Below are 21,583 nucleotides of genomic sequence, written 5' to 3' on the forward strand. Positions count from 1 at the left end.
GCGACCAGTCGCGCCGATGCCCCGCCACGGTCGGAAGGCTTCAATGAACACACAGGACAGACACACAGGACGACCGCCCAGAACACTGACCGAGAGGGCCCCCGATGAACACGACGCAGCAGACGCTGCTGCCCGCTTATGACCACCGGCCGGGGGCAGGACCGACCCTGGTGTTCCTGCACTACTGGGGAGGTTCCGGCCGCACCTGGGACCTCGTCGTCGACCGCCTCGCGGGTCGCGACGTGCTCACGGTCGACTTCCGGGGGTGGAGCCGCTCGAGCCATCTCGGCGGCCCCTACGCCCTCCGCCGCCTCGCCGACGACACGCTCGCCGTGATCGCCGACGCGGGCGTCACCGACTACGTCCTCGTCGGACATTCCATGGGCGGCAAGGTCGCGCAGCTGGCCGCGGCGACCCGGCCCGCCGGCCTTCGCGGGATCGTCCTCGTCGGCTCCGGTCCGGCAAAGCCCGCCGCGCAGATCACTCCCGAGTACCGGGAAGCCCTTTCCCACGCCTACGACTCCGACGAGTCCGTCGCCCGGGCACGGGACCACATCCTCACCGCGACCGAGCTGCCTGTCTCACTCAAGGCGCAGATCGCGACCGACTCGCGGGCCGGCACCGACGCCGCCCGCACCGAATGGCCACTGCGCGGCATCGCGGAAGACATCACCGAGCACACCCGCATGATCAGCGTTCCCGCTCTCGTCATCGCCGGAGACAACGACCACGTCGAGCCCGCCGAAGTCCTCCGCGACAACCTGATGCCCTATCTCCCCCAAGCCGACTTCACCGTGATCCCGCACACCGGCCACCTCATCCCGCTCGAAGCCCCAGCAGACCTCGCCGACGCCCTCACAGCCTTCACACCGGCAACCCGACCGATCCCGCGGCCAGGCGACCGACCTGGCCCCTGATCACCCACCGGCCGCCCCACCACAGAACAGCAGGAGGCTGAGAACCGGCCTTCCCGCGTTCGGATCACGGATGAGAAGCACGGGGACGGCCTGCCCACCGGCGCCGGCCTGGCACTCGGCAAGAGGTCTGTGATCACCCTGCCGGAACGTGAGGGCCGCTGGTGTCGCAGCAGTAGTTGAGACAGCATGCGGCGCATGGACTGGATGCCTCTGCTCTCCACGCTGACAGGTGCTGCTATCGGCATCGCTGCCACTCTGATCGCCGATCGCAACAGGTGGCGGCGCGAGGAGGCACGACACGCTCTGGAAGTGCGGCGCGCCGCGTACACCGAGTACGCCTCCGCCCTCAAAGACGCGGGGGAGGAGATACGGGCTGTCGCCCTGGGCGATCACATGTCCGAGTCAGCGCGTGATGCGGCGGTGCGCGAAGCCTTCCGTGGCACCGGATTGCACACGGCCAGCGAGCAGCTCTGGCTGGTGGGCCCGCCGCTCGTCGTTGCGGCCGGGAACGAGGCGTTCCACAGCCTGCGTCGGATGCGCGACGCCTATGCCCGCGGGGTCGCGGTCGGCTCCGCCGAGGACAGGGCTTTCGTCCAACAGCGCCGGACGGCCATGGCTGAGATGCGCGGCCGCATGCGTGAGGATCTGGGCATCGGGCCCCTCGGGATCGAATGACCACAGCGGCCGGAGCCCGGCACCCGTCGAAGGCCGGTGCTGGCCGCGCCGGAGGCTCAGAAGCAGGCTGTCAGGCCGGTCGAGCCTGGCGTCGCGCTCCGGGGCCTGAACTCCTTCCACGTCTTGGCCCGCTTGGAAGGTGATCCCGCGGCGGGCGAGCGGGCCGTGTAATGCCTCGCTGCGTGGGCGGCGAAGTCCTCATCGTCAGGGCTGAGAAGGCGAGGACGGCCTCCTGCCCGTTGAGGGGCCAGACCGGCCGGCCGATCTCGTTGAACCGGTGGATCACGTCGCGGACCGTTTCCTCGTCGGCCTGTCCGGACCAGCTGGGCGATCACCAGTCCACGGTTGCCGCCGGCCGAGTCCAGCAGCATCATTGCGCGCCAGCAGCGCACCGAACCGGTGCCTGCCCCGGCGCACGATCTGCTGCAGCCGCTGCCCCTCCTGATCGGTCGGTCTTGTCAGTCACTGGACGTTACAGATCGCCCGGCTTCTCGGTGGTGGGCGGGTCGAACAGGGTGATGCGGGCAGTGATGCGTTTGCCCACAGGCTGCTGCTCGATGAGCAGGGTCTGGCTGACGGCCTGGACGATCTCCAGGCCGTGCTGGCCGATCCGGTCGGGGTCGGTGGTCCGGGCCGCGGGCATGAAGGGGTCGCTGTCCCACACGACGACGTCCACCGTGTGGATGTTGATGCCCAGTTCCACCATGACCGGTCCGGGGGCGTACTTGCAGGCGTTGGTGACCAGCTCGCTGACGACCAGCTGGGTCAGGTTCCGTGCGCGGGCGGGCACCGACAGGGGGTAGTCGGCTTCGGCCTGGCCGAGGAAGGCGAGGGCCTGCCGGCGGGCGTTGGCGATGCAGCCGTCGTCTCCGCCGAGGGTGTAGCCGGCGCGGATCAGGTGCTCGCCCGGTCCGGTACAGCCGTCACCGCCGCCATGGGATCCCTCTGGTGCCGCCCTCATGCTCCATTCACGCGTCCCCAGTACCCCCCGTCTCGTCATACATGCCTCAAGCATGTTGTTCGGCTCAGCTGCCCGACCTATGACGACTTGCTGCGCCCCGGACAAGCCGGGGGCGGTGCAGACGGTGAGGGGGCACGTGCCGCACGGTGTCTCCACGGGCCGGAGTCCACGCGCGCGCGTCACCGGAGCTTCCTATCCCTTGTGCTGCCGGCGCACCATCTCGTTGATCCAGACGGGCGCGAACGGGGAGGTGCAGCCCGGAGGCGTCGGGTAGTCCTTGAGCACCTCCAGGCGCTCACCGATGTCGACGGCACGGCCGCGGAGCTCGGCGTGTTCGATGCCGATCTGAGCCAGGCAGTGGTTCATCGCCCACTGAAGTCGGTCCGGGGCGTCCTTCATCTGCGCCTCGATGACGTCGAGCAGTCCTGCGAGGTCGAGGCCGTCGGGCTTCTTCGCCACGCGTTCGGTGGTCAGCGCCCAGCCGGCGCTCGCGACCACCGGATCCGGATCGGCGGACCAGACCACGCGCAGGTCCTCGGAGTACGGGCTCTTCTTCACCACGTAGTTCACGAGCCAGTCGTGCACCTTGGGCGTGCGCGCCTCGCGCAGCATGGCGTCCAACTCGTCACGCCCGAACGCCTTGGGGCGGCAGATCAGGATCGCCAGCAGCCTCGCCGCGGTGTCGTCCGTCTGCCACAGCAGGACCGCGAGTTCCTGATGTGTCTTCAGCCGCTTCGCGAGCGCGCGCAGCTTGCCGAGGTTCACTCCGTGATCGTCCCCGTGCTTCTCGTTCACCGCGCGGGTCTTCGCGTCCTCGAGCCCGGCCAGCTCGGCCATCACCTCGGCCAACGCCGTCTCCGTCATATCGGTCTCCTGTCCACCATGTGCGGGATTCGGCATGAGTTCCAGCCGCCCGGCGCGGCTCCTGAGCACCTGAGTCGATCGCTCAAGCGGGCTGCGGGGTGAGGCGCTTGTGGCCCTTGCGGTCGTAGTACGTGGTCATCGCGAAGCCGAAGAGGAGACCGATGGCCGCGCCGATCCCGATCATGGTCCAGGCGCGGGTGAGTCCGGCGTCGCCGCGTGCGTCGAAGTAGAGGATGGCGCGGACCCCGTCGCTGAGCTGGCGCATGGGCTCGAAGTGGGACAGGAAGCGGTAGAACTCGGGGACGGCCTGGAGCGGAACCGTCGCGCCGGACGAGGGCAGACCGAGCACGATGAACACGAACATGGACACCAGTTGGCCGATCCCGCCGAAGGCCGCGTTGATGGCCTGGACGCCGAGGCCGACCGCGAGGGCCGCGCAGTAGGAGTAGATCCACAGCAGGGGGATGTGGGTGGCGTCCATGCCGAGGGCGCTGACGCAGGCGAGCAGTACGAGGGAGACGCTGAGGACCGTGATGCCGGCCGTCATGGCCATCTTCAGCAGCAGCGTCTGGGTGCGGCTGATCGGCACCGTGGGCAGCCGGGTGTGCCAGGGGCCGATCTCGTTGTCCGCGTAACCGAGGGCGGTGTCCACGCCGTTGCTGATGACGTTGCCGCCCATGAAGCCGGCCAGTACGAGCAGCAGGGTGTAGTAGAAGGCGCTCAGGCCGAGGCCGCTGTTGTCGCCCAGGGGGTGGCCGACCTGGGTGACGAGGTTCACCGGGTCGGCGAGCAGCAGTTCGGTGGTGGAGTCCGCTCCCGAGGCGGCGGCGGTCAGCTGTTTGCCGATGGTCCGGGAGGCCTGCTGGGCCGCCGTGGTCATGATCTTGCTGGCGAGGGAGGAGCCGAGACTGCCCTTGGCGGGGTTGGTCAGCACGGTCATCGTGGGTCGCGCGGTCGCGTTCGTCCCGGCGAGCGCGGTGACGGAGTCGGTGAAGTCCGCGGGGATGACCAGCGCGCCGTAGACCTTGCCCGAGTCCAGCTCGTCCTGGGCCTGGGCCCGGGTCAGCCGCCGCCAGTCGGCCGTGTCGTTCGAGGTGTCCGAGACGATGGCCGCTGCCACCTGGGTGCCGAGGTTCTGCTTCTGTCCCTGCGGCGGCCGGCCGGTGTCGCTGTTGACGAGTGCGATCGGCAGGTCGTGCAGATCGCGCTGCGGGCTGACGATGCCGCCCATGTACAGCAGCGACAGCAGCAGGGCGAGCAGTCCCGTGAGGATCGTGGGCACCAGCCACAGCTTGGGGCGGCGCAGGAGCGTGGCGGCGTGTACGTGCGGGCCGGTGTCGGGGGTCGTGTCGTCGGCGGTCATGGTTCTCCGTCGTGTCTGGGACTGGCGGGTGGGTCCGCTGCGGGCCGGCCGCGGTGGCTGCCGGCCGGGGTGAGGAGGTACGGCGAGTCGCCCCAAGTCTCGCCGCACCGCGGTCCGGGGGAGCGCAGACAGTCTGTCGAGGGGCGGGGCACCAGCCGGATGGGGTCACCCTTCCTCCGCGGCCGTTCGACGGCGTCGGCCGCGCGGTGGAGGGGCAGGACGTGCGGTGGAGGGACAGGACGTCCGCGACGGAGCACGCGAGGTCCCGCCGCCCTCTCCTCGCTACGCGCCTGCTCGCGCCTTCTCGTACAGGACGGGGTCGTGGGCGTTGACGATCGTGAGGTCGGGGGCGCCCTGCCCGTACAGCTCGGCCAGCCGGGCATGGTTGTCGCGGACCTGCTTCCCGTCGTACGCGATGACGGCCTCCATCCCGCGCAGGGACGCCGGAATCGGGGACCGGCCGTCCAGGGTGCCGTGGTGGTAGAAGGCGTCACCGGCGTGCAGGAGCCAGCGCGGACCGGCGTCGACCGCCACGGCGGCGTGGCCGCGGGTGTGGCCCGGCAGGGCGATCAGGACGATGCCGGGAGCGATCATGTCGAGTTCCCGGGCCGCGGCGAATCCGCGCCACCTGTCGCCGTCGGGGCGGTGCTCCACGAGGTTCGGGCCGTGCGCCCACTGCAACCGCTGATAGCGGATCCGCTCACGCCAGGAGGGGGCGTGGACGGCGCCGCGCGCCTCGTCCGCCGTCAGGTGCACCTGGGCGTCGGGGAAGTCGGAGAGGCCGCCGATGTGGTCGGCGTCGCAGTGGGTGACCACGACATGGCGGACGTCGTCCCGGCGGAACCCGAGTCTCTCCACCTGCCGGACGGCCGTCTCGGCGGGGTCGAACAGCGGCCGCACGAGGTGCCGCGGCGGCCCGACGCGCCGCTTGGGGTCGGCGATGTCACCGAGGCCGTAGCCGGAGTCGACGAGCACCAGGCCGTTCGCGGTCTCGATCAGCAGGACGTGGCAGACGAGCCGACCGCCGAGCGGACGCATGGTGCCGCAGTTGAGGTGGTGGACCTTCACAGAGGGCGTCCTTGGGGGGGAGAGACGGCACGGGTGGGACGGTCTTCCGCTCGGGCCTACGTCGCACATGCGACCTGCGGCACGGGCCGGCTCGTCGGCCCACCAGGGGCAGGGTCAGGGCGACTCCCGTGTGTTCGGCCTTGCGGGTCGGTACCAGAACCATGAGGCCAACAGGGCAACAGGGCAAGGGCGTCGGGATCAGGGGAGGGATCGGTGCTCACCGTGGCCGTTGGTCTGTGGCTGTCCGGGCCGGCGCCGGACAGCCACACGGAACCCGCGTCCGTCGGTCAGGCGCTCACGATGCGCCACCGGTTGTCGGCGCTGCCGTCGTCGGGGGCCTGGACCGCGAAGGCTCCGACGGCGGTGGAGTTGCCCGCGATGGCGAGCAGTTTGCCGCTGTGCACATTGCGGATCTTGTAGGTGCCGTCGCCCTGGCCGAGCAACGTCCACTGATGGTCAGCGGTGCCGTTGTCCGTCCACTGGAGCACGCTCGCGTTGTCCGCGGTGGACATGTTCAGCACACCGAGGACCTTGCCGCTGTTGACGTTCCGGAAGCGGACGGCCGTCCCGTCGTCGATCATCTCCCAGTCGTGGTCGGCGGTGCCGCTGTCGGTCCACTGGAGGGCGAGGCCGCCGTCGGCGGTGGACATGTTCTGGACGCCCAGCACCAGGTTGCTGCCCGCGTTGACGAGGTGTACCGAGGCGGTGCCGGCGGTGTTCCAGTAGACCGTGTAGTTGAAGCCGTGCGCGTCGTGGAACGGGCCCAGGTCGACGGCGGAGCCGCCCGCGGTCGCGGTGAAGGCGAGCGATGTGCTGCTGGTGCGCGTGATGCCGGCGGTGTTGAGCAGCGGGAGTGTGCTGAGCGCGCTGTCCCCGTAGTTGCCGGCCAGCACGACCGGCCCGTAGGTGACCGCGGCGGTGTTCGCGTTGTCGGGGGCGGGCCGCAGGACGACCCGCATGGGCAGGCGGACGGTGACGGTGTCGCCGGACGCCCAGGCGCGGGTCAGGGTGGCGTAGGTGCCGGGGGTGGTGGCGATGTTCTGCGCCACGCCGTTGACGCTGACCGTGGCTCCGGTGGTCCAGCCGGGAATGCGGATGCGCATCGCCCATGTTCCGGCCGCGCTGCCGGTGACGGTCAACGTGGTCGTGTCGCCGGTGGGGTACGAGGTGGTCTGGGTGACGGTGATGCCGCGCTGGGACCAGGTGAGCACCGACGGCACGAACAGGTTCACGGTGAGCGTGGTGTCGTTGCGGAAGTAGATGGAGTCCATCAGGCGGGTGTGCATCTCCAGGCCGGTGCCCTGGCAGCACCAGAAGGTGCCGTAGTCGGTGCTCCAGGTGCCGCCGCCCCAGGCTGGGCCCACACCGCGCCGGCCGCCCGGGTTGAGGGGGGTGAAATAGGTGACGTGGCCGTGGGCGTCCGCCGGGTTCTGCTGGCCGATCATGTGGTTCAGCCACGCCTGCTCGTAGAAGTCGAACAGCGCTGCCCGGTCCGGGGTCACTGCGTACAGGTCGCGGGTGAGCTTGAGCATGTTGTACGTGTTGCAGCTCTCGCAGGTGTCCTGTTTCAGGTAGGCGGCGATCGCGTTCGGCGCCCGGAAGTGCTCCGCCTGGCTGTTGCCGCCGATGGCGTAGGTGTGGGTGCCGACGGCGATGTTCCACGCGTTGGTGGCGATGTCCCGGTACCGGGTGGTGCCGGTGGCCTTGTACTCGCGCAGGGCGCCGATCCACTTGGGGACCTGGGTGTTGGCGTGCAGCCCGTTCAGCCGGTCCAGGTTGGCGGCCAGCGGGTCGAACACGGCGGCGTGGTCGAAGCGTTGGGCGGCGGTGAGCCACCGGGCGTCGCCCGTCTGCTGGTAGAGGTCGCACAGTACGTCGTTCATGCCGCCGAACTCCACGCCCAGCATCGCCTGCATCTGCGTCCCGGTGAGCCGGGCGGTGCGCGTGTCGACCCAGCCCGCCAGAGCCAGCAGGACGTCCCGGGCCTGCGTGCTGCCGATCAGGCGCCACACGTCCAGCAGCCCGGCGAGCGTCTTGTGGATCGTGTAGTACGGCACGTTGCCGTTGCTCAGGGTGCCCTGTTCGAGGGCGGTGAAGTCGGACTCGGGATAGCCGGAGAGGTAGCCGGCGGTGAACCCGGCGGCGCTGTTGTTGGCCTGGCACTTGGCCAGCTCCGCCACCATGGAGACCGCCTTGCCGCGGGCGACCGAGTCCCCGGTGACGGCGTACAACTGCGCCCAGGCGGTGAGGAAGTGTCCCTGGACGTGGCTGCGGAACGGGAAGTCGGGCGCGTCCCAGCCGCCGTTGGCGGCGGCGCCGGCGGTGGAGAGCCTGTGGTTGGCGCGGAAGGTGTACAGCAGCCGGTCCACGTCCACGAACCGCAGGTAGGCGGCTGTGCGGTTCTGGTTGTCCAGCCACCGGCTCGCGGTCAGCCGCACCTGGCCGAAGTCGAAGGAGTACGCGGAGACCCCGATGTCGGCACGGGCGGGAGGGACGGCCGCCCGGGCGGAAGAGGCGCCGACGAGAGGGCCGGCCGCGGAGGCGGCGAGCGTGACTCCGGCCGCCTGCAGGAGGCGCCGTCTGCTGAGTGAGGAGGACATCGTTCCACCTGTTCCTTGATCGGAGGAGCGGGGATGGGGGGGGGAAGGTCGGTGCTGCGTGCCGCCGGGTGGTGAGGTGGGGTCGGGGCGGCTCGGGTGCCCCGCGGCAACCGAGGCCGCTGAGCGCGGGGCAGCGGTGCGCGACGCGGCGTGAGAACCCCCGGGGCGGGGTGCGCGCGGACCGGCGCCTTGTCGGAGTGCGGCTCCCTATCGACGCGTGGGGCGGAGGTTCTCGAACCCGGGCGCGGGGGTGGCCATATGGTCGCCGGGCAGGTCCTAGCCGGTTCGCGCCCGAGCGCCCGGACTCTCCCGAGCGCCCGGACTCTCCCGAGTCCCCGGACTCTCCCGAGCGCCCGGACTCTCCCGAGTCCCCGGACTCTCCCGGGTCCGGTGAGTCCGGGTCGTGATCAGGGTGTCGCCGGTTCGAACCGCCCGATGCTCACCGCTGCGTAGGTGATGGAGCCAGGACATGCCGGATCAGCGCTCCCTGCTGGGCTTGACGTAGCGGCTCGGTCGGTGTCGGTGAAGGTGTCGGGGTAGGGACGCACCGCTGTGCGGCGCGCCCCGGCGCAGACGCGGACTCCGGTTCCGGTGCGGACGGCTCACCCGCACAGATGGTCAGGTGTTCGTTATGTCGAACATTGGTCGACTCTTCGGCAAGCAGGGATGATAGACGCCCGAACGAGTCGGCCAACACCCTTCGTGCCGTGATTTCAGCGGATGACTGTCAACTCGATTGTCGATCGGGCGACTTGCCGCGTTCGGTCTGGACGCCCCTGGTGCGCGTACGCCGCTCCGACGGGGTCGAGCGGGTCACGCGACGCCGCTCTGCGTCGCACCGTCAGCGGGCAGCTCGCGGCAAGCCGAGTTCCTCGCGAGCTCCCGCCACCCAGCGCAGTACGCCGTGGGAGTCGGTGCCCTCGGCCAACTCCGTCGCTTCGTCGAGCAGCGCCCCCGCGTCCTCGCGCCGGTTCTGCTGGGCGGCCAGATGGGCCAGTCCGATCAGGTTCGCCGCCACCCCCGGCAGGAAGCCCAGCTCCCGGCGCAGGCGGGTGGACTCCTCGAAGTGCGCACGAGCCTCGTCCAGGCGGCCGGCCATGTGGTCGGCGAAGCCGAGGTGCCGCAACGCGTAGGACATCGTCAGCCGGTCGCCGGCCCGGGTGGCGAGGTCGAGGGCTCGTTCGAAGGCGGGCACGGCGGTCTCGGTGTCGTCGCGGACCACCTGGTGGAAGGTGCCCACCCAGAACAGCGCCTCGCCCTCGCCCCGCACGTCACCGAGCCGCCCGTACAGCTCCGCCGCCCGCTCGAAGAGTTCGAGCTCCCGCGCGGCCTCCACCCGCTCTTCCAGGAAGCGGGCGTGGATCACCCGGCCGCGGGCCAGCGCGAGGTCCGCCTCGACCTCGTCGAGACTCCGGTCCGCGGACGCCAGCGCACTGCTGTCGCCGCCGAACACGGCACGTTCGTAGAGGAGTTCGGCTTGCTCGAGGCGCGCGTCGGTAGTCATCCCGTGATCGTATCGACCGCGCGCCGGAGAGTCCGATGCCTTGCATACCTACGGAACGGATCCGCCGTTCACCCCGCGGGGCGGGCACCGGATCCGAGGCACCCGCTCGGCGCCTCTTGATCGTTTTCCGGGCCGCGCCTACGCTTCCATGCCCATGGAGACGGGGGAGCCGGACCGTGGGCGCAGGACGTGGCCCGCCAGGCCGGCCAGGCATCGTGTGACCGGGGCTGTGCTGGCCGGGGCGGTGGGGCTGGCGGTACTGGGCGCGGTGCTCGTCCTCCTGCCGGGTGTGGTGGTCGACCACGACCTCGCCGGGGCGAGGGTCCCCGCGCAGGACCGGCTGACAGCGGTGAACGACGTCCGCACGACCCTGCTCCAGGCTGTCGGCGGTCTGGTCGTGCTGTTCGGCGCGTACGCCACCTGGCGGCAACTGCGCGTCAGCCAGGAGGGCTTGCGCGCCACCCAGGAGGGCTATGTCACCGACCGGTTCAGTACGGCCGTCGATCAACTCGGCAGTGACAAGCTGGAGACGCGTATCGGCGGACTCCACGCGCTGTGGCGGATCGCGGAGCACTCCGCCCGCGACCGCGAGGCCGTCATCTCCATCCAGGCCGCCTACCTGCGTACACACCTGCCCTGGCCGCCCGTCGGGCCGGAGGCTCCGGCGACGGACGTCCCCATCAACGACGTCGTGCCGCTGGAGGTCCGGGCCCCCGACGCCCAGGTGGCGCTGACCGGGCTCGGAGTGCTCCTGCTGCAACCCCGGGAGCAGTCCTGGATCAACCTGAGTGTCACGGACCTGCGCCGGGCGGACTGCGACGGGCTGTGGCTGCACGAGGTCAACTTCGACCGATCCTGTATGGAGGCGGCGGGTCTCTACCACGCCAACCTCACCCAGGCGTCCCTCGTCGCCGTCAACCTGAGGCACGCCGACCTCAAGACGGCGATCCTGCGCCGGGCCCGCTGTGTGCTGGCCGACCTGCGGGGCGCACGGCTCGTCCAGACGGACCTGCGTGACGCGGACTTCACCGAGGCCGACCTGCGCGAGGCGAACGTGCGCAAGGCCGATGCGGGGGGCGCTGTCTTCCGCCGCGCCGACCTGCGCCTGGCCGACCTGCGTGGCTCTGACCTGAGCACGGCCGACCTGCACCAGGCCCGACTCACCGGCGCGTTGGCCAGCGAGCGCACACGCTGGCCGGCCGGATTCGACCCCTTGGCCGCGGGCGTCGTCGTCGCCGAGGATCCCGGCCCCGAACCTCCGCCGCTGCTCCAGCCTTCCGGGATCACGACGCAGCACCCGCAGCTGCGTTCCATGCCGTGACCGGGACCCGGATGCGGGTGTGTCCGGTGGGGTCTCGCCGGCCTGGTGTCAGGTGGTGTAGAGGTCGTAGGTGGGGGTGTGGTGGGGGTCGGCGATGACGTCGAGGCGGGGGTCGACGGTGAGGATGGCCTGGTGCATGCGCTGGAGCTGGGGTGAGGGTTCGACGCCGAGTTCGTCGATGAGGCGCTGGCGCAGGCGGCGGTAGGTGTCGAGGGCGGCGGCCTGTCTGCCGGAGCGGTAGAGGGCGAGCATGGCCTGCGAGTGGAGGCCCTCGTGCTGGGGGTGGCGGGCGGTGAGGTGGGTGAGTTCGGCGGTGAGTTCGCTGTGGTGGCCGAGGCGGAGTTCGGCATCGATGCGGCGTTCCTGGGTGACGAGGCGGCTCTGGTGCAGGCGCATGGTCTCGATGCGCAGGACGGGGCCGTGCGGCACGTCGACGAGTGCTTGTTCCTGCCAGAGGCCGAGAGCTTGGTCGAGCAGGCGTGCGGCGTCGCTGTCCTGACCGTTCTCGAAGGCTCTGTGGCCCTGGGCGGCGAGTTGTTCGTAGCGGTGGGCGTCGACGGTGTCGGGGGGGATCTGCAGGAGGTAGCCGCCGTAGCGGGTGGCGAGGATGTCCTTGGCGGTCGGGGTGGGCGTGTCGGCCTCCGTGGTGCCCGGGGAGTTGGTGCCGGTGCTGAGGAGGGCTCGGCCGAGCATGCGGCGCAGCTGGAGGATGTAGGTCTGGAGGGTGGTGAGGGAGCTGTCGGGGAGGTCGGTGTCCCAGAGTTCCTCCATGAGGGTGGGGACGGGGACGACCTGGCCGGGCCGGAGGGCGAGGAGGGCGAGGATCTGGCGGGGTTTGCCTGCGGTGGGGACGATGTCTTTTCCGTTGATTTCGGCGTCGAGTGCACCCAGAACTTTTATGTCCATTGTTCCTCCGTACCGTTTGCGTGTTGCGTGGCGGTCGGTTCGAAGCGGTGGTGTGGCTTTCGATAGTGTCTTCGGTGGGGGTTGTCGCGGAGTGTTCGAGGGTCGGCCGCGAGGGGGCCTGAAGGTTTCGTGGAGGGGAGCGCGAGGCGGCGCCGAGTGGTTCTCCAGCGGTATTCCAGTGCGGGCGGCGAAAGGGAACCCGTCGGACGCCCGGCGCGGCCTGTGCGAGCTGGTGATGTGTGCGGACGTGGGTCGGCCGGCGGGCTGACGCTGTCGCCCGTTTCCGGCCGTGGCGGCGGAATGGGGGAGTCCGGCCGTCCGTCGTGGTGCGGACCCTCCTCGTCACGGGGCTGCCGCGGCCCGGCTACGGGCAGGGTCGGCTTCCCGTCCGGTCTGTCCGAGGCGGGAAAACACTCGCCCTCCGGGCCGCTGCCGTCGCGTCCGGCCGCCACGGGTTCAGGCGTCACCCGTCCGTCGGCAGCCTGCCGGGCGGACTTGAATTCTCCTGGAGAATTGGTCCACGAAGGACCGGGGTGAGCGGGCCGGGCCCTGCATTCCGTAAGGCACGCGGACTAGCATGCCGGGAAATGCCACGTATTCCGGCACGGAGGGCGGCGTGGAGTCCGTCAGTGATGTCGCCGCCGGAAATGATTGCGTTTCCGAATGGCTGTCAGGAGGTGCAGGTCGTCTCTGGTCGGACAGGTGCCCGGGTTACCTGATCGCCTGGCGTCACAGTCCTGCCGACCGTCTCACCTGCTCGTGAACTCATTCTGCGGCTCCCGGTCGTCCCTTTTGCGCGGCGGCGTGCCGAGAGTGCTGCGTGGTCTGTGTCCCGGGTGGTTTTCGTTTGTCATCGCTGACGTAGTTTCGGGAGGTTGTCGTGTCTGAGTTCGCCGAGTCGCCCGCTGCTGGTGCCACTGCTGTCGGCGGTGGGGTTACGGGTACGGGTGTCTGGTTGGTCGGGGCGCGCGGGTCGGTCGCCACGACGGTGGTCGCGGGGTGTGCCGGGCTGGTGGCGGGGTTGTATCCGGCGACAGGTCTGGTCACCGAGACCGAGGAGCTCGCCGCCGCGGGGCTGCCCGCATTGTCGTCGCTGGTGTTCGGCGGGCATGACACGGTGGACTGGCCGTTGGTCAAGCGTGCCGAGGTGCTGGGGGAGCAGGGCGTGCTGCCGTACGGGCTGGTGCGGGCGGTGCGTGGTGAACTCGCCGCGGCCGACGAGGAGATCCGTCCGGGAGGACCGGTGGCGGGTGACGGCCGCGGTGACGAGGAGCTGACAGCGGCGTTCGCCGCGGACATCGAGAGTTTCACCCGACGCCGGGGCCTGGCGCGCACGGTGGTGGTCAACGTCGCTTCCACCGAGCCGGTCCCGGTGGCGGACGGGCGGTTGCCGGCGAGTTCGCTGTACGCCGCGGCGGCGCTGCGGGCGGGTTGCGCGTACGTGAATTTCACCCCCTCGACGGGAGTGGGCCATCCGGCGCTGGAGGAGTTGCGCCAGCGGGCGGGCGTGCCGTGGGCGGGCCGCGACGGCAAGACCGGGCAGACCCTGCTGCGGGCGGTGCTGGCGCCGATGTTCCGCCAGCGCGCCCTGGGCGTGCGGGCCTGGTCGGGGACCAATCTGCTGGGCGGCGGAGACGGGGCGGCGCTGGCCGATCCGGCGGCGGCCGCGGCGAAGAACGCCGGCAAGAACCGCGTCCTCGAGGACAACCTGGGCGCGCTGCCCGAGGGGGAGGTGCACATCGACGAGGTGCCCGCCCTGGGCGAGTGGAAGACGGCCTGGGACCATGTGGCCTTCGAGGGGTTCCTCGGCTCGCGGATGGTGCTCCAGACGATCTGGCAGGGCTGCGACTCGGCGCTGGCCGCACCGCTCGTGCTCGACCTGGCCCGGCTGACCGCCCGCGCGCAGGAGGTGGGGATCACCGGCGGTCTCGCGGAGCTGGGTTTCTACTTCAAGGATCCCGACGGCGGCTCCGCGGCGCTGGCCGAGCAGTACGACGCTCTGGTCGCTTTCGCCGAGCGGCTGGCGGGCGGCCGGTGAGCGAGCTCCGTGACTGGGCCGAACTGCTGCGCGTCTCGGCGCTGTTCACCGTTCCCGGGGACGTGCTGGCGGGGGCCGCGGCGAGCGGTCGGCGCCCGGGTGCCGCCACCGCTCTGGCCGTCGGAGCCTCGCTGTGCCTGTACGAGGCGGGGATGGCGCTCAACGACTGGGCCGACCGGGACGAGGACGCCGCCGAGCGCCCTCACCGGCCTGTTCCCTCGGGCCGGATCGCCCCCGGGCAGGCGCTGGCGGCGGCCGCCGTGCTGACGGGCGCGGGCCTGGGTCTGGGTTTCGCCGCGGGCCGGCCCGCCGCATGGTGCGCGACGGCTCTCGCGGGCACCGTGTGGGCCTACGACCTGCGGCTGAAGCACACCGCCGCGGGCCCGGCGGCGATGGCCGCGGCCCGCGGCCTGGACCTGCTCATGGGCGCCGTGGCCACCGCCGGCCCGTCAGCCGGGCACCCCCCGGCCGGCCCCTCCGCGGGCGCCACGGTGGCTGCCCCGGCGGGGGCCGGGGCGGGCCCGTCGGCTGGTGGTACCGCCGGGGCGGTGCGCCGAGCGCTGCTGCCCGCTGCCGCGCTCGGCGCGCACACCTACGCGCTCACCACCGTCTCGCGGGCCGAGACGCGGGGCGGCGCGTGGGGCGGCCCGCTCGCCGCACTCGGTGTGACGGCCGTCCTCGGCGCCCTGGTCGGCACCGATGGGCGGTCCGGCCCGGCCGCCCGGTGGCGCCGGAGCGGGCCCGCCGGTGCCCTCGGCGTGCCCGGTGCACCAGGTACACCGGGCGGGCCGGGCGGGCTCGGCCGGGCCGTGCTGGCCGGTGGCTATGTGGTCACGGCTGGACGGCCCTTGGTGCACGCCGTGCTCAATCCGTCGCCGGCGTTGACCCAACGGGCCGTGGGCGGCGGTATCCGTGCGCTGATCCCGCTCCAGGCGGCTCTCGCGGCCCGCTCCGGCGCGCCCGTCTCCGCCGCGCTGCTTGCCGGGCTCGTGCCTGTGGCACGTCGGCTGGCCAGGAAGGTGAGCCCCACATGAGTGTCCGTCTGGGCTACGGCACGAACGGCCTGAGCGATCTGCGGCTCGATGACGCGCTGGGTGTACTGGCCGAACTCGGCTACGAAGGCGTCGGGCTGACGTTGGATCACATGCACCTCGACCCGGTGGGCCCCGGCCTGGCCGGGCGCGTCGCGCGGGTCGCCGACCGGCTCGACACGCTCGGTCTGTCCGTCACGGTGGAGACCGGCGCCCGCTACGTCCTCGACCCGCGCCGCAAGCACGGTCCCACCCTGCTGGACGCGGAGCCCGAGGGGCGGGCGGCGCGGAGTGCGCTGCTGGTCACCGCCGTGCGGGTCGCCGCGGACCTCGGCGCTCACGCGGTGCACTGTTTCAGCGGTGTCCGTCCCGCGGGCACGGGCGAGGATGCGGCATGGGAACTGCTCGGGGCTTCCCTGACCCCGGTCCTGGACGCCGCGGCGCAGGTGGGGGTTCCGCTGGCGATCGAACCGGAGCCCGGTCACCTGCTGGAGACACTCGCCGGCTTCCACCGGCTGCGCGGGCAGCTCGACGACCATCCGCTGCTCGGTCTCACGCTCGACATCGGCCACTGCCAGTGCCTGGAGCCGCTGCCGCCGGCGGACTGTGTCACCGCGGCGGGACCCTGGCTGCGGCACGTGCAGATCGAGGACATGCGCCGTGGCGTCCACGAACACCTCCCCTTCGGCGACGGCGAGATCGACTTCCCGCCCGTCCTGGCCGCGCTGGACGCCACCGGATACCAGGGGCTGACGGTGGTCGAACTGCCCCGCCACTCCCACGCCGGCCCCGAACTCGCGCGCTCCTCCATGGCGTTCCTCCGCACCCAACTCACCACCCTCAAGCACCAACCCCCCGCCGCCGGCCCGACGCCCACAGGCCTGGCCGCCGCCGGCCCGGCCCCCATCGGCCCGACGCCCGCCGCGCCCCCCGCCGGCAGAGCCACCCCGGCACTCGCTGACGTCGCTCCAACTCCGCCCGACCGAGCTGTTGTTGGCCGAACGTCCGCCGCAGCTCCCAGCGTCTCCGCCGCGCCGCCCGGCACGTCTGCCGCGACCCTCGGCGCCTCCGCCGCGCCGCCCGGCGTGTCTGCCGTAGTGCCCGGCATGTCCGCCGTAGTGCCCGGCACGCCCGCCGCGCCGCCGTCCGCCGCGCGTCTCGCCGCGGCCGCGGGCGCTGGCGCTGTGCCCGGTCCCGCTTCCGCCGCGCTCCCCACCGTCTCCCCGCCGCCGTCCGCGTAAGGAAACCCGCATGTCGGTCATCCGAGAGGAACTGTCCGCCCGCCTCGGCTCCGAGGCCGCCGCCTGGCTCGATGCCGCGCTCGCCGACGCACGCGCCGCCGCGCCCCCCGACCAGGACCCTGCCGAGCCTCCCGCGAGGGATACCGCGTCCCCCGACAGCCCGGCCCCCGAGCCTCCCGCGCGGGATGCCACGTCGCGCCGGAGCGTACCCGCGTGGGAGCTGCGGTTCGCCGCGGCCGGCCGGGTGTGTGCCGGCCCGGAGGCGGCGGAGGCGGCCCGGGTGCTGCTGCTGCGCACCGCCCGCCCGAGCGCGGCCGCCGTGGCCCGCCTCTACGACCACGGCAGCGGCGCCGAACGCCGCGCCGTCCTGCTCGCCCTGCCGCACCTGCCCCTCACACCCGGTCAGGGTGTGGCGCTGGTCGAGGACGCGCTGCGCGCCAACGACACCCGGCTCGTGGCGGCGGCCGTCGGCCCCTATGCCGCCGCCCACCTGCCCGCCCACGCCTGGCGGCACGCCGTACTGAAGTGCCTGTTCACCCAGGTACCGCTGGCCGCCGTGGCCGGGCTCACCGACCGCGCCCGCGGTGACGGCGAACTCGCCCGCATGCTCGCCGACTTCGCCGCGGAGCGCACCGCCGCCGCCCGGCCCGTCCCCGACGACCTGCACCACGTCCTCGCTTTCGCCCTCGCCGCCAAGGAAGCCTGATGCGCATCTTCGACCCGCACATCCACATGACCTCGCGCACCACGGACGACTACCGGGCGATGCACGAAGCCGGGGTGCGTGCCGTGGTCGAACCCTCCTTCTGGCTCGGCCAGCCGCGGACCTCGCCGGAGAGCTTCCTCGACTACTTCGACGCGCTGCTGGGCTTCGAGCCCTTTCGCGCCGCCCAGTACGGCATCGCGCACCACTGCACCATCGCCCTCAACCCCAAGGAGGCCAACGACCCGCGCTGCCTGCCCGTCCTGGAGGAGCTGCCGCGCTACCTCGTCAAGGACGGCGTCGTGGCGGTCGGTGAGATCGGCTACGACTCGATGACCCCCGCCGAGGACACCGCCCTCGCCGCCCAGCTCGAACTCGCCGCCGAGCACGGCCTGCCCGCTCTGGTGCACACCCCGCACCGCGACAAGCTCGCCGGACTGCGCCGCACCCTGGACGCCGTGGCCGAGTCCCGGCTGCCTGCCGAGCGGGTCCTGCTCGACCACCTCAACGAGACGACCGTGAAGGAGGCCAAGGACTCCGGCGCCTGGCTGGGCTTCTCCGTCTACCCGGACACCAAGATGGACGAGCACCGTATGGTCGCCGTCCTCGACGAGTACGGACTCGACCGGGTGCTGGTCAACTCCGCCGCGGACTGGGGCAACAGCGACCCGCTGAAGACCCGTATGGTCGCCGACGCGATGCTCGCTGCGGGCTTCGGCGAGGACGACGTGGACCAGGTGCTGTGGCGCAACCCCGTCGCCTTCTACGGGCTCAGCGGCCGCCTCGTCCTCGAGCCCGCCGCACCCGCGTCCCTGCACGAGGGCAACTCCCTGCTCCGCGGCGGAGAGTGAACCGTGCGCTTCAGCCACCCCGACGGCTCGACCGTCCATCTCGCCTACTGCACCAACGTCCACCCCGCCGAAACCCTCGACGGTGTCATCGCCCAGCTCGGCGCCCACTGCGAACCGGTCCGCCGCCGGCTGGGCGTCGAACGGCTGGGCGTAGGACTGTGGTTGGCCCGCGACGCGGTCCACGCCCTCACCGCGGACCCGGCCGCACCGGGCGGGCTGCGCACCGAACTCGACCGGCGCGGCCTGGAAGTGGTCACCCTCAACGGTTTCCCCTACGAGGGCTTCGGCGCCGAAGAGGTCAAGTACCGCGTCTACCGGCCCGACTGGAGCGACCCGGAGCGGCTCGCGTACACCACCGACCTGGCCCGGCTGCTGGCCGCCCTGCTGCCCGACGACATCACCGAGGGCACCATCTCCACCCTCCCGCTGGCCTGGCGCACCGCCTACGACGAAAGCGCCGCGCACCGCGCCCACAGCGCGCTGAACGAACTCGCCGGCCGCCTGGACGACCTGTACGAAGCCACCGGACGCCAGATCCGTATCGCCCTGGAACCGGAACCGGGCTGCGTGGTGGAGTCGACCGCCGACGCGCTCGCCCCGCTCGCTGCGCTGCCCGCCCACCGCATCGGCCTGTGCCTGGACACCTGTCACCTCGCCACCGGCTTCGAGGAGCCCGTCGGCGCGCTGGCCGCCCTGGACCGGGCCGGCATCACGGTGTTCAAGACCCAGCTGTCCGCGGCCCTGCACGCCGACGACCCCGGCGACCCGGCCGTACGCGCGGCGCTCGCGGCCTTCGACGAACCGCGCTTCCTGCACCAGACCCGGGCCCGCGTCTTCGGGACCCTGCACGGCACCGACGATCTGGGCCAGGCGCTGACCGAGGGCGCGCTGCCGGACACCGTGCCCTGGCGCGCCCACTTCCACGTCCCGCTGCACGCACCCCCCGCCCCACCGCTGACCTCCACCCTGGACGTGCTGCGCGACACCCTGAGCGTCCTGCTCGGCGGCCCGCACCCGCGCACCCGCCACCTGGAGGTCGAGACCTACACCTGGCAGGCCCTGCCCGCCCGCTCCCGCCCCACCACCGACGCCGCCCTCGCCGACGGCATCGCCGCCGAACTCCGCCTCGCGGCCGACCTGCTGGCCGACCTCGGACTCAAGGAGCAGCAGTGACCACCAGCCCCACCCCCCTGCTCGTCCTGGATGTGGTGGGCCTGACCCCCGCGCTCCTGGACCACATGCCCCATCTCAAGGCGCTGGCCGGCCGCGGTTCGCAGGCCGAGCTGGGCACGGTGCTGCCGGCTGTCACCTGTGCCGCGCAGTCCACCTTCCTCACCGGGACGCTTCCCGCGGAGCACGGGATCGTCGGCAACGGCTGGTACTTCCGTGAGCTGGGCGATGTCCTGCTGTGGCGTCAGCACAACGGTCTGGTGGCCGGTGACAAGCTGTGGGACGCCGCCCGGCGGGCGTATCCCGGTTACACGGTCGCCAACATCTGCTGGTGGTACGCGATGGGCGCCGACACCGACTACACCGTCACCCCCCGTCCGATCTACTACGCCGACGGCCGCAAGGAACCCGACTGCTACACCCGGCCCCCGGCCCTGCACGACGAACTCACCGAGAAACTCGGCACCTTCCCCCTCTTCCACTTCTGGGGACCCGGCGCAGGCCTGCCGTCCAGCGCCTGGATCATCGGCGCGGCCCGGCACCTCAACCGCACCCGGCGTCCCGACCTGACCCTGTGCTACGTGCCTCACCTGGACTACGACCTGCAGCGCTTCGGCCCCCGCGACCCGCGCTCGCTGAAGGCCGCCACCGACCTCGACACCGAACTGGCACCGCTGCTGGAGGAGGCGGCGGCGGAGGGCCGTACGGTCGTCGTGCTGTCCGAGTACGGGATCAGCGAGGTGAGCAGGCCCGTCGACATCAACCGTGCCCTGCGCCGCGCGGGTCTGCTCGAGGTGCACACCCAGGACGGCATGGAGTACCTCGACCCGATGACGTCCCGTGCCTTCGCGGTCGCCGATCACCAGCTCGCCCATGTCTATGTGCGCCGTCCCGAGGACCTGCCCCGTGTGCGGGAGGTGCTGGAGGAACTGCCGGGGGTCGGTGAACTCCTCGGCGACGAGGGCAAGAAGAAGCACGGTCTCGACCATCCGCGCTCCGGTGAACTCGTCGCCGTGGCGGAGCCGGACGCCTGGTTCACGTACTACTACTGGCTCGACGACGCCCGCGCGCCCGACTTCGCGCAGCTGGTGGAGATCCACCGCAAACCCGGCTACGACCCGGCCGAGCTGTTCATGGATCCGCACGACCCCTATGTGAAGGTCAAGGCGGCGACCGCCCTGGCCCGCAAGAAGCTCGGCCTGCGGTACCGGCTGGCGGTGGTCCCGCTGGATCCCTCCCCGGTGCGCGGCAGTCACGGCCGGCTGCCGCAGCGTGCCGAGGAGGGGCCCGTCCTGCTGTGTTCACGCCCCGGTGAGGTGGCCGGCTCTCTCGCCGCCACGGAGGTCAAGCCGTTGCTGCTGCGGCTGGCGGGCATCGGCTGAGCCGAAGCCCGGTGCCGCTCACGTCGGCCGCCCTCACGCCCCGCCGCCGCGCTCACGCGCCGGCGGGGCCGTCCGGCCGCGGGTACCGGACCGTGACGAGACGGGTGAGGCCGCACACCGACAGGACCCGTTCGAGCAGCGGGCTGGCGATGATTTCGATGCGGTCGGCGTGGGCGAACAGGACGTTGAGACCCGCGCTGGATCCGGATGCATCGCCGATTCCGATCAAGGCCCGTTCGCGCTGCGGCAGGTGCGGCAGGTGCGGCACGGTCGGGGCGACCTATGTCGCGAGGGTCCGCCGCCGTGCGTGTGCCGCGGACAGCTCCGCGGCGGCTCGGCGGGCACTCCCGGCGAGATGGGGTGAGCCCCACGCGAGGGCCGTGCGTTCGGCCAGTACGTAGTTCGCGGCCGCGGATCCTTGCTCGTCGAGAAGCCGGTACAGGTCGGCGAGGGCGTGGGCGAGGGGACGGGTCGCGTAGACCGCGCCGGCCGCCCCGGCCAGCTGGTGCCGGAGGGGCAACAGGTGCTCGACCAGCGCGGCCGCGGTCTCCTGGTCGTGCTGGAGGACGGCGAGCTGGGAGCGGAAGTCGAGTTCCATGCCGTAGAGGTGGTCGGTGACGGGTTCCGCGGGAAGCTCACGGCCTGCGCCTCGTCGAGCCTGTCGAGGCGGGCCAGGACGAGCGCGAGTGCCACCCCGACCGGGGCACCGACGGATTCGTACACGGCGCGCATCACCGGTTCGATCTCGGCCGTACGGTCCTGGGCGAGCCGGATGGTGGTCAGTCCCAGCGTGCGCAGGCCCTGGGCATGGTGTGCCCCCGCGCTGCAACAGGACGTCCGCCTCGGCGTACCAGGACTCCGCCTCCTCAGAGAGGAAACCTGCCTTGCGCACGCCCTGCCTTCGTCTGACGACCTTCCTCGGGACAGCCGCCGCCTGCGCCGAGGCCTGACCAGGCAGCAGGCGGTGAGAGGGGCGGGCCCTCGGGCC

At 71.9% G+C, this 21,583-nt stretch carries 18 protein-coding genes and 1 pseudogene; 10 read left to right on the forward strand and 9 right to left on the reverse strand.

Features of this window, described 5'->3' with window-relative positions:
- Window positions 1-104 precede the first annotated feature (104 nt).
- The gene (locus ACFVYS_RS35330; protein WP_389508824.1) at window positions 105-917 is read left to right on the forward strand and encodes an alpha/beta fold hydrolase; all 813 of its coding nucleotides are present in this window, start codon (window positions 105-107) and stop codon (window positions 915-917) included.
- Window positions 918-1,112: 195 nt separating this feature from the next.
- Window positions 1,113-1,592, forward strand: a complete 480-nt coding sequence (locus ACFVYS_RS35335) for a hypothetical protein (protein ID WP_389508826.1) — start codon at window positions 1,113-1,115, stop codon at window positions 1,590-1,592.
- Between the two features lie 472 nt (window positions 1,593-2,064).
- Here the strand turns inward: ACFVYS_RS35335 and ACFVYS_RS35340 are convergent, their stop codons facing one another.
- The 6 genes from ACFVYS_RS35340 to ACFVYS_RS35365 form a co-directional block, all read right to left on the reverse strand.
- Window positions 2,065-2,553: an ATP-binding protein gene (locus ACFVYS_RS35340; protein WP_389508828.1), complete on the reverse strand. Its 489-nt coding sequence runs from the start codon at window positions 2,551-2,553 to the stop codon at window positions 2,065-2,067.
- Window positions 2,554-2,745: 192 nt separating this feature from the next.
- Complete coding sequence (locus tag ACFVYS_RS35345; protein WP_389508830.1) at window positions 2,746-3,417, reverse strand: DNA alkylation repair protein; 672 nt, start codon at window positions 3,415-3,417, stop codon at window positions 2,746-2,748.
- Window positions 3,418-3,499: 82 nt separating this feature from the next.
- Window positions 3,500-4,780 (reverse strand): DUF3533 domain-containing protein, encoded by a 1,281-nt coding sequence (locus ACFVYS_RS35350; RefSeq protein WP_389508832.1) that lies wholly within the window; start codon window positions 4,778-4,780, stop codon window positions 3,500-3,502.
- A 282-nt stretch (window positions 4,781-5,062) separates the two neighbouring features.
- The gene (locus ACFVYS_RS35355) at window positions 5,063-5,848 is read right to left on the reverse strand and encodes an MBL fold metallo-hydrolase (RefSeq protein ID WP_389508834.1); all 786 of its coding nucleotides are present in this window, start codon (window positions 5,846-5,848) and stop codon (window positions 5,063-5,065) included.
- Window positions 5,849-6,135: 287 nt separating this feature from the next.
- Entirely contained in the window at window positions 6,136-8,448 is a 2,313-nt protein-coding gene (locus ACFVYS_RS35360) for a beta-L-arabinofuranosidase domain-containing protein (RefSeq protein WP_389508836.1), read from the reverse strand.
- A gap of 841 nt (window positions 8,449-9,289) precedes the next feature.
- Window positions 9,290-9,952 (reverse strand): tetratricopeptide repeat protein, encoded by a 663-nt coding sequence (locus tag ACFVYS_RS35365; protein ID WP_142270376.1) that lies wholly within the window; start codon window positions 9,950-9,952, stop codon window positions 9,290-9,292.
- A gap of 217 nt (window positions 9,953-10,169) precedes the next feature.
- Between ACFVYS_RS35365 and ACFVYS_RS35370 the strand changes: the two genes are divergently transcribed.
- Complete coding sequence (locus ACFVYS_RS35370; RefSeq protein WP_389508837.1) at window positions 10,170-11,273, forward strand: pentapeptide repeat-containing protein; 1,104 nt, start codon at window positions 10,170-10,172, stop codon at window positions 11,271-11,273.
- A 48-nt stretch (window positions 11,274-11,321) separates the two neighbouring features.
- Here ACFVYS_RS35370 and ACFVYS_RS35375 read toward each other — a convergent pair whose 3' ends face one another.
- On the reverse strand, window positions 11,322-12,179 hold the full coding sequence (locus ACFVYS_RS35375) for an AfsR/SARP family transcriptional regulator (RefSeq protein ID WP_142270378.1): 858 nt from the start codon (window positions 12,177-12,179) through the stop codon (window positions 11,322-11,324).
- Window positions 12,180-13,134: 955 nt separating this feature from the next.
- Between ACFVYS_RS35375 and ACFVYS_RS35380 the strand changes: the two genes are divergently transcribed.
- The 7 genes and pseudogenes from ACFVYS_RS35380 (at window position 13,135) to ACFVYS_RS35410 (ending at window position 20,595) form a co-directional block, all read left to right on the forward strand.
- Window positions 13,135-14,217 (forward strand): inositol-3-phosphate synthase, encoded by a 1,083-nt coding sequence (locus tag ACFVYS_RS35380; RefSeq protein ID WP_389508852.1) that lies wholly within the window; start codon window positions 13,135-13,137, stop codon window positions 14,215-14,217.
- Window positions 14,214-15,251 carry an SCO3242 family prenyltransferase gene (locus tag ACFVYS_RS35385; RefSeq protein WP_389508839.1) on the forward strand — a complete coding sequence of 346 codons (1,038 nt, stop codon included), beginning with the start codon at window positions 14,214-14,216 and terminating at the stop codon, window positions 15,249-15,251. The genes ACFVYS_RS35380 and ACFVYS_RS35385 overlap by 4 nt, the downstream gene beginning before the upstream one ends.
- Window positions 15,248-16,072 (forward strand): annotated as a pseudogene (locus tag ACFVYS_RS35390) (sugar phosphate isomerase/epimerase family protein); the annotation flags it as partial. The gene ACFVYS_RS35385 and the pseudogene ACFVYS_RS35390, both read left to right, overlap by 4 nt.
- Before the next feature lie 427 nt (window positions 16,073-16,499).
- Window positions 16,500-17,195 (forward strand): EboA domain-containing protein, encoded by a 696-nt coding sequence (locus ACFVYS_RS35395; protein WP_142270382.1) that lies wholly within the window; start codon window positions 16,500-16,502, stop codon window positions 17,193-17,195.
- Window positions 17,195-18,043 (forward strand): TatD family hydrolase, encoded by an 849-nt coding sequence (locus tag ACFVYS_RS35400; protein ID WP_389508840.1) that lies wholly within the window; start codon window positions 17,195-17,197, stop codon window positions 18,041-18,043. The genes ACFVYS_RS35395 and ACFVYS_RS35400 overlap by 1 nt, the downstream gene beginning before the upstream one ends.
- A 3-nt stretch (window positions 18,044-18,046) precedes the next feature.
- The gene (gene eboE, locus ACFVYS_RS35405) at window positions 18,047-19,216 is read left to right on the forward strand and encodes a metabolite traffic protein EboE (RefSeq protein ID WP_389508842.1); all 1,170 of its coding nucleotides are present in this window, start codon (window positions 18,047-18,049) and stop codon (window positions 19,214-19,216) included.
- The gene (locus ACFVYS_RS35410; protein ID WP_389508844.1) at window positions 19,213-20,595 is read left to right on the forward strand and encodes an alkaline phosphatase family protein; all 1,383 of its coding nucleotides are present in this window, start codon (window positions 19,213-19,215) and stop codon (window positions 20,593-20,595) included. Before eboE ends, ACFVYS_RS35410 begins: the two co-directional genes overlap by 4 nt.
- Before the next feature lie 52 nt (window positions 20,596-20,647).
- On the opposite strand, the gene ACFVYS_RS35415 is transcribed toward ACFVYS_RS35410, so the two are convergent.
- The gene (locus ACFVYS_RS35415) at window positions 20,648-20,863 is read right to left on the reverse strand and encodes a hypothetical protein (RefSeq protein ID WP_389508846.1); all 216 of its coding nucleotides are present in this window, start codon (window positions 20,861-20,863) and stop codon (window positions 20,648-20,650) included.
- A 12-nt stretch (window positions 20,864-20,875) separates the two neighbouring features.
- The gene (locus ACFVYS_RS35420; protein WP_389508848.1) at window positions 20,876-21,193 is read right to left on the reverse strand and encodes a hypothetical protein; all 318 of its coding nucleotides are present in this window, start codon (window positions 21,191-21,193) and stop codon (window positions 20,876-20,878) included.
- Window positions 21,194-21,583: the final 390 nt, after the last annotated feature.

This window comes from Streptomyces sp. NPDC058295, from assembly GCF_042880655.1.
Taxonomy (GTDB): Bacteria; Actinomycetota; Actinomycetes; order Streptomycetales; family Streptomycetaceae; genus Streptomyces; species Streptomyces coriariae.

Coding starts and splice junctions, on each gene's coding strand:
- ACFVYS_RS35365 (WP_142270376.1), bottom strand. CDS start 9,952: ATGACTACCGACGCGCGCCTCGAGCAAGCCGAACTCCTCTACGAACGT.
- ACFVYS_RS35335 (WP_389508826.1), top strand. CDS start 1,113: ATGGACTGGATGCCTCTGCTCTCCACGCTGACAGGTGCTGCTATCGGC.
- ACFVYS_RS35375 (WP_142270378.1), bottom strand. CDS start 12,179: ATGGACATAAAAGTTCTGGGTGCACTCGACGCCGAAATCAACGGAAAA.
- ACFVYS_RS35395 (WP_142270382.1), top strand. CDS start 16,500: ATGTCGGTCATCCGAGAGGAACTGTCCGCCCGCCTCGGCTCCGAGGCC.
- ACFVYS_RS35360 (WP_389508836.1), bottom strand. CDS start 8,448: ATGTCCTCCTCACTCAGCAGACGGCGCCTCCTGCAGGCGGCCGGAGTC.
- ACFVYS_RS35330 (WP_389508824.1), top strand. CDS start 105: ATGAACACGACGCAGCAGACGCTGCTGCCCGCTTATGACCACCGGCCG.
- ACFVYS_RS35340 (WP_389508828.1), bottom strand. CDS start 2,553: ATGAGGGCGGCACCAGAGGGATCCCATGGCGGCGGTGACGGCTGTACC.
- ACFVYS_RS35345 (WP_389508830.1), bottom strand. CDS start 3,417: ATGACGGAGACGGCGTTGGCCGAGGTGATGGCCGAGCTGGCCGGGCTC.
- ACFVYS_RS35420 (WP_389508848.1), bottom strand. CDS start 21,193: ATGGAACTCGACTTCCGCTCCCAGCTCGCCGTCCTCCAGCACGACCAG.
- ACFVYS_RS35400 (WP_389508840.1), top strand. CDS start 17,195: ATGCGCATCTTCGACCCGCACATCCACATGACCTCGCGCACCACGGAC.
- ACFVYS_RS35350 (WP_389508832.1), bottom strand. CDS start 4,780: ATGACCGCCGACGACACGACCCCCGACACCGGCCCGCACGTACACGCC.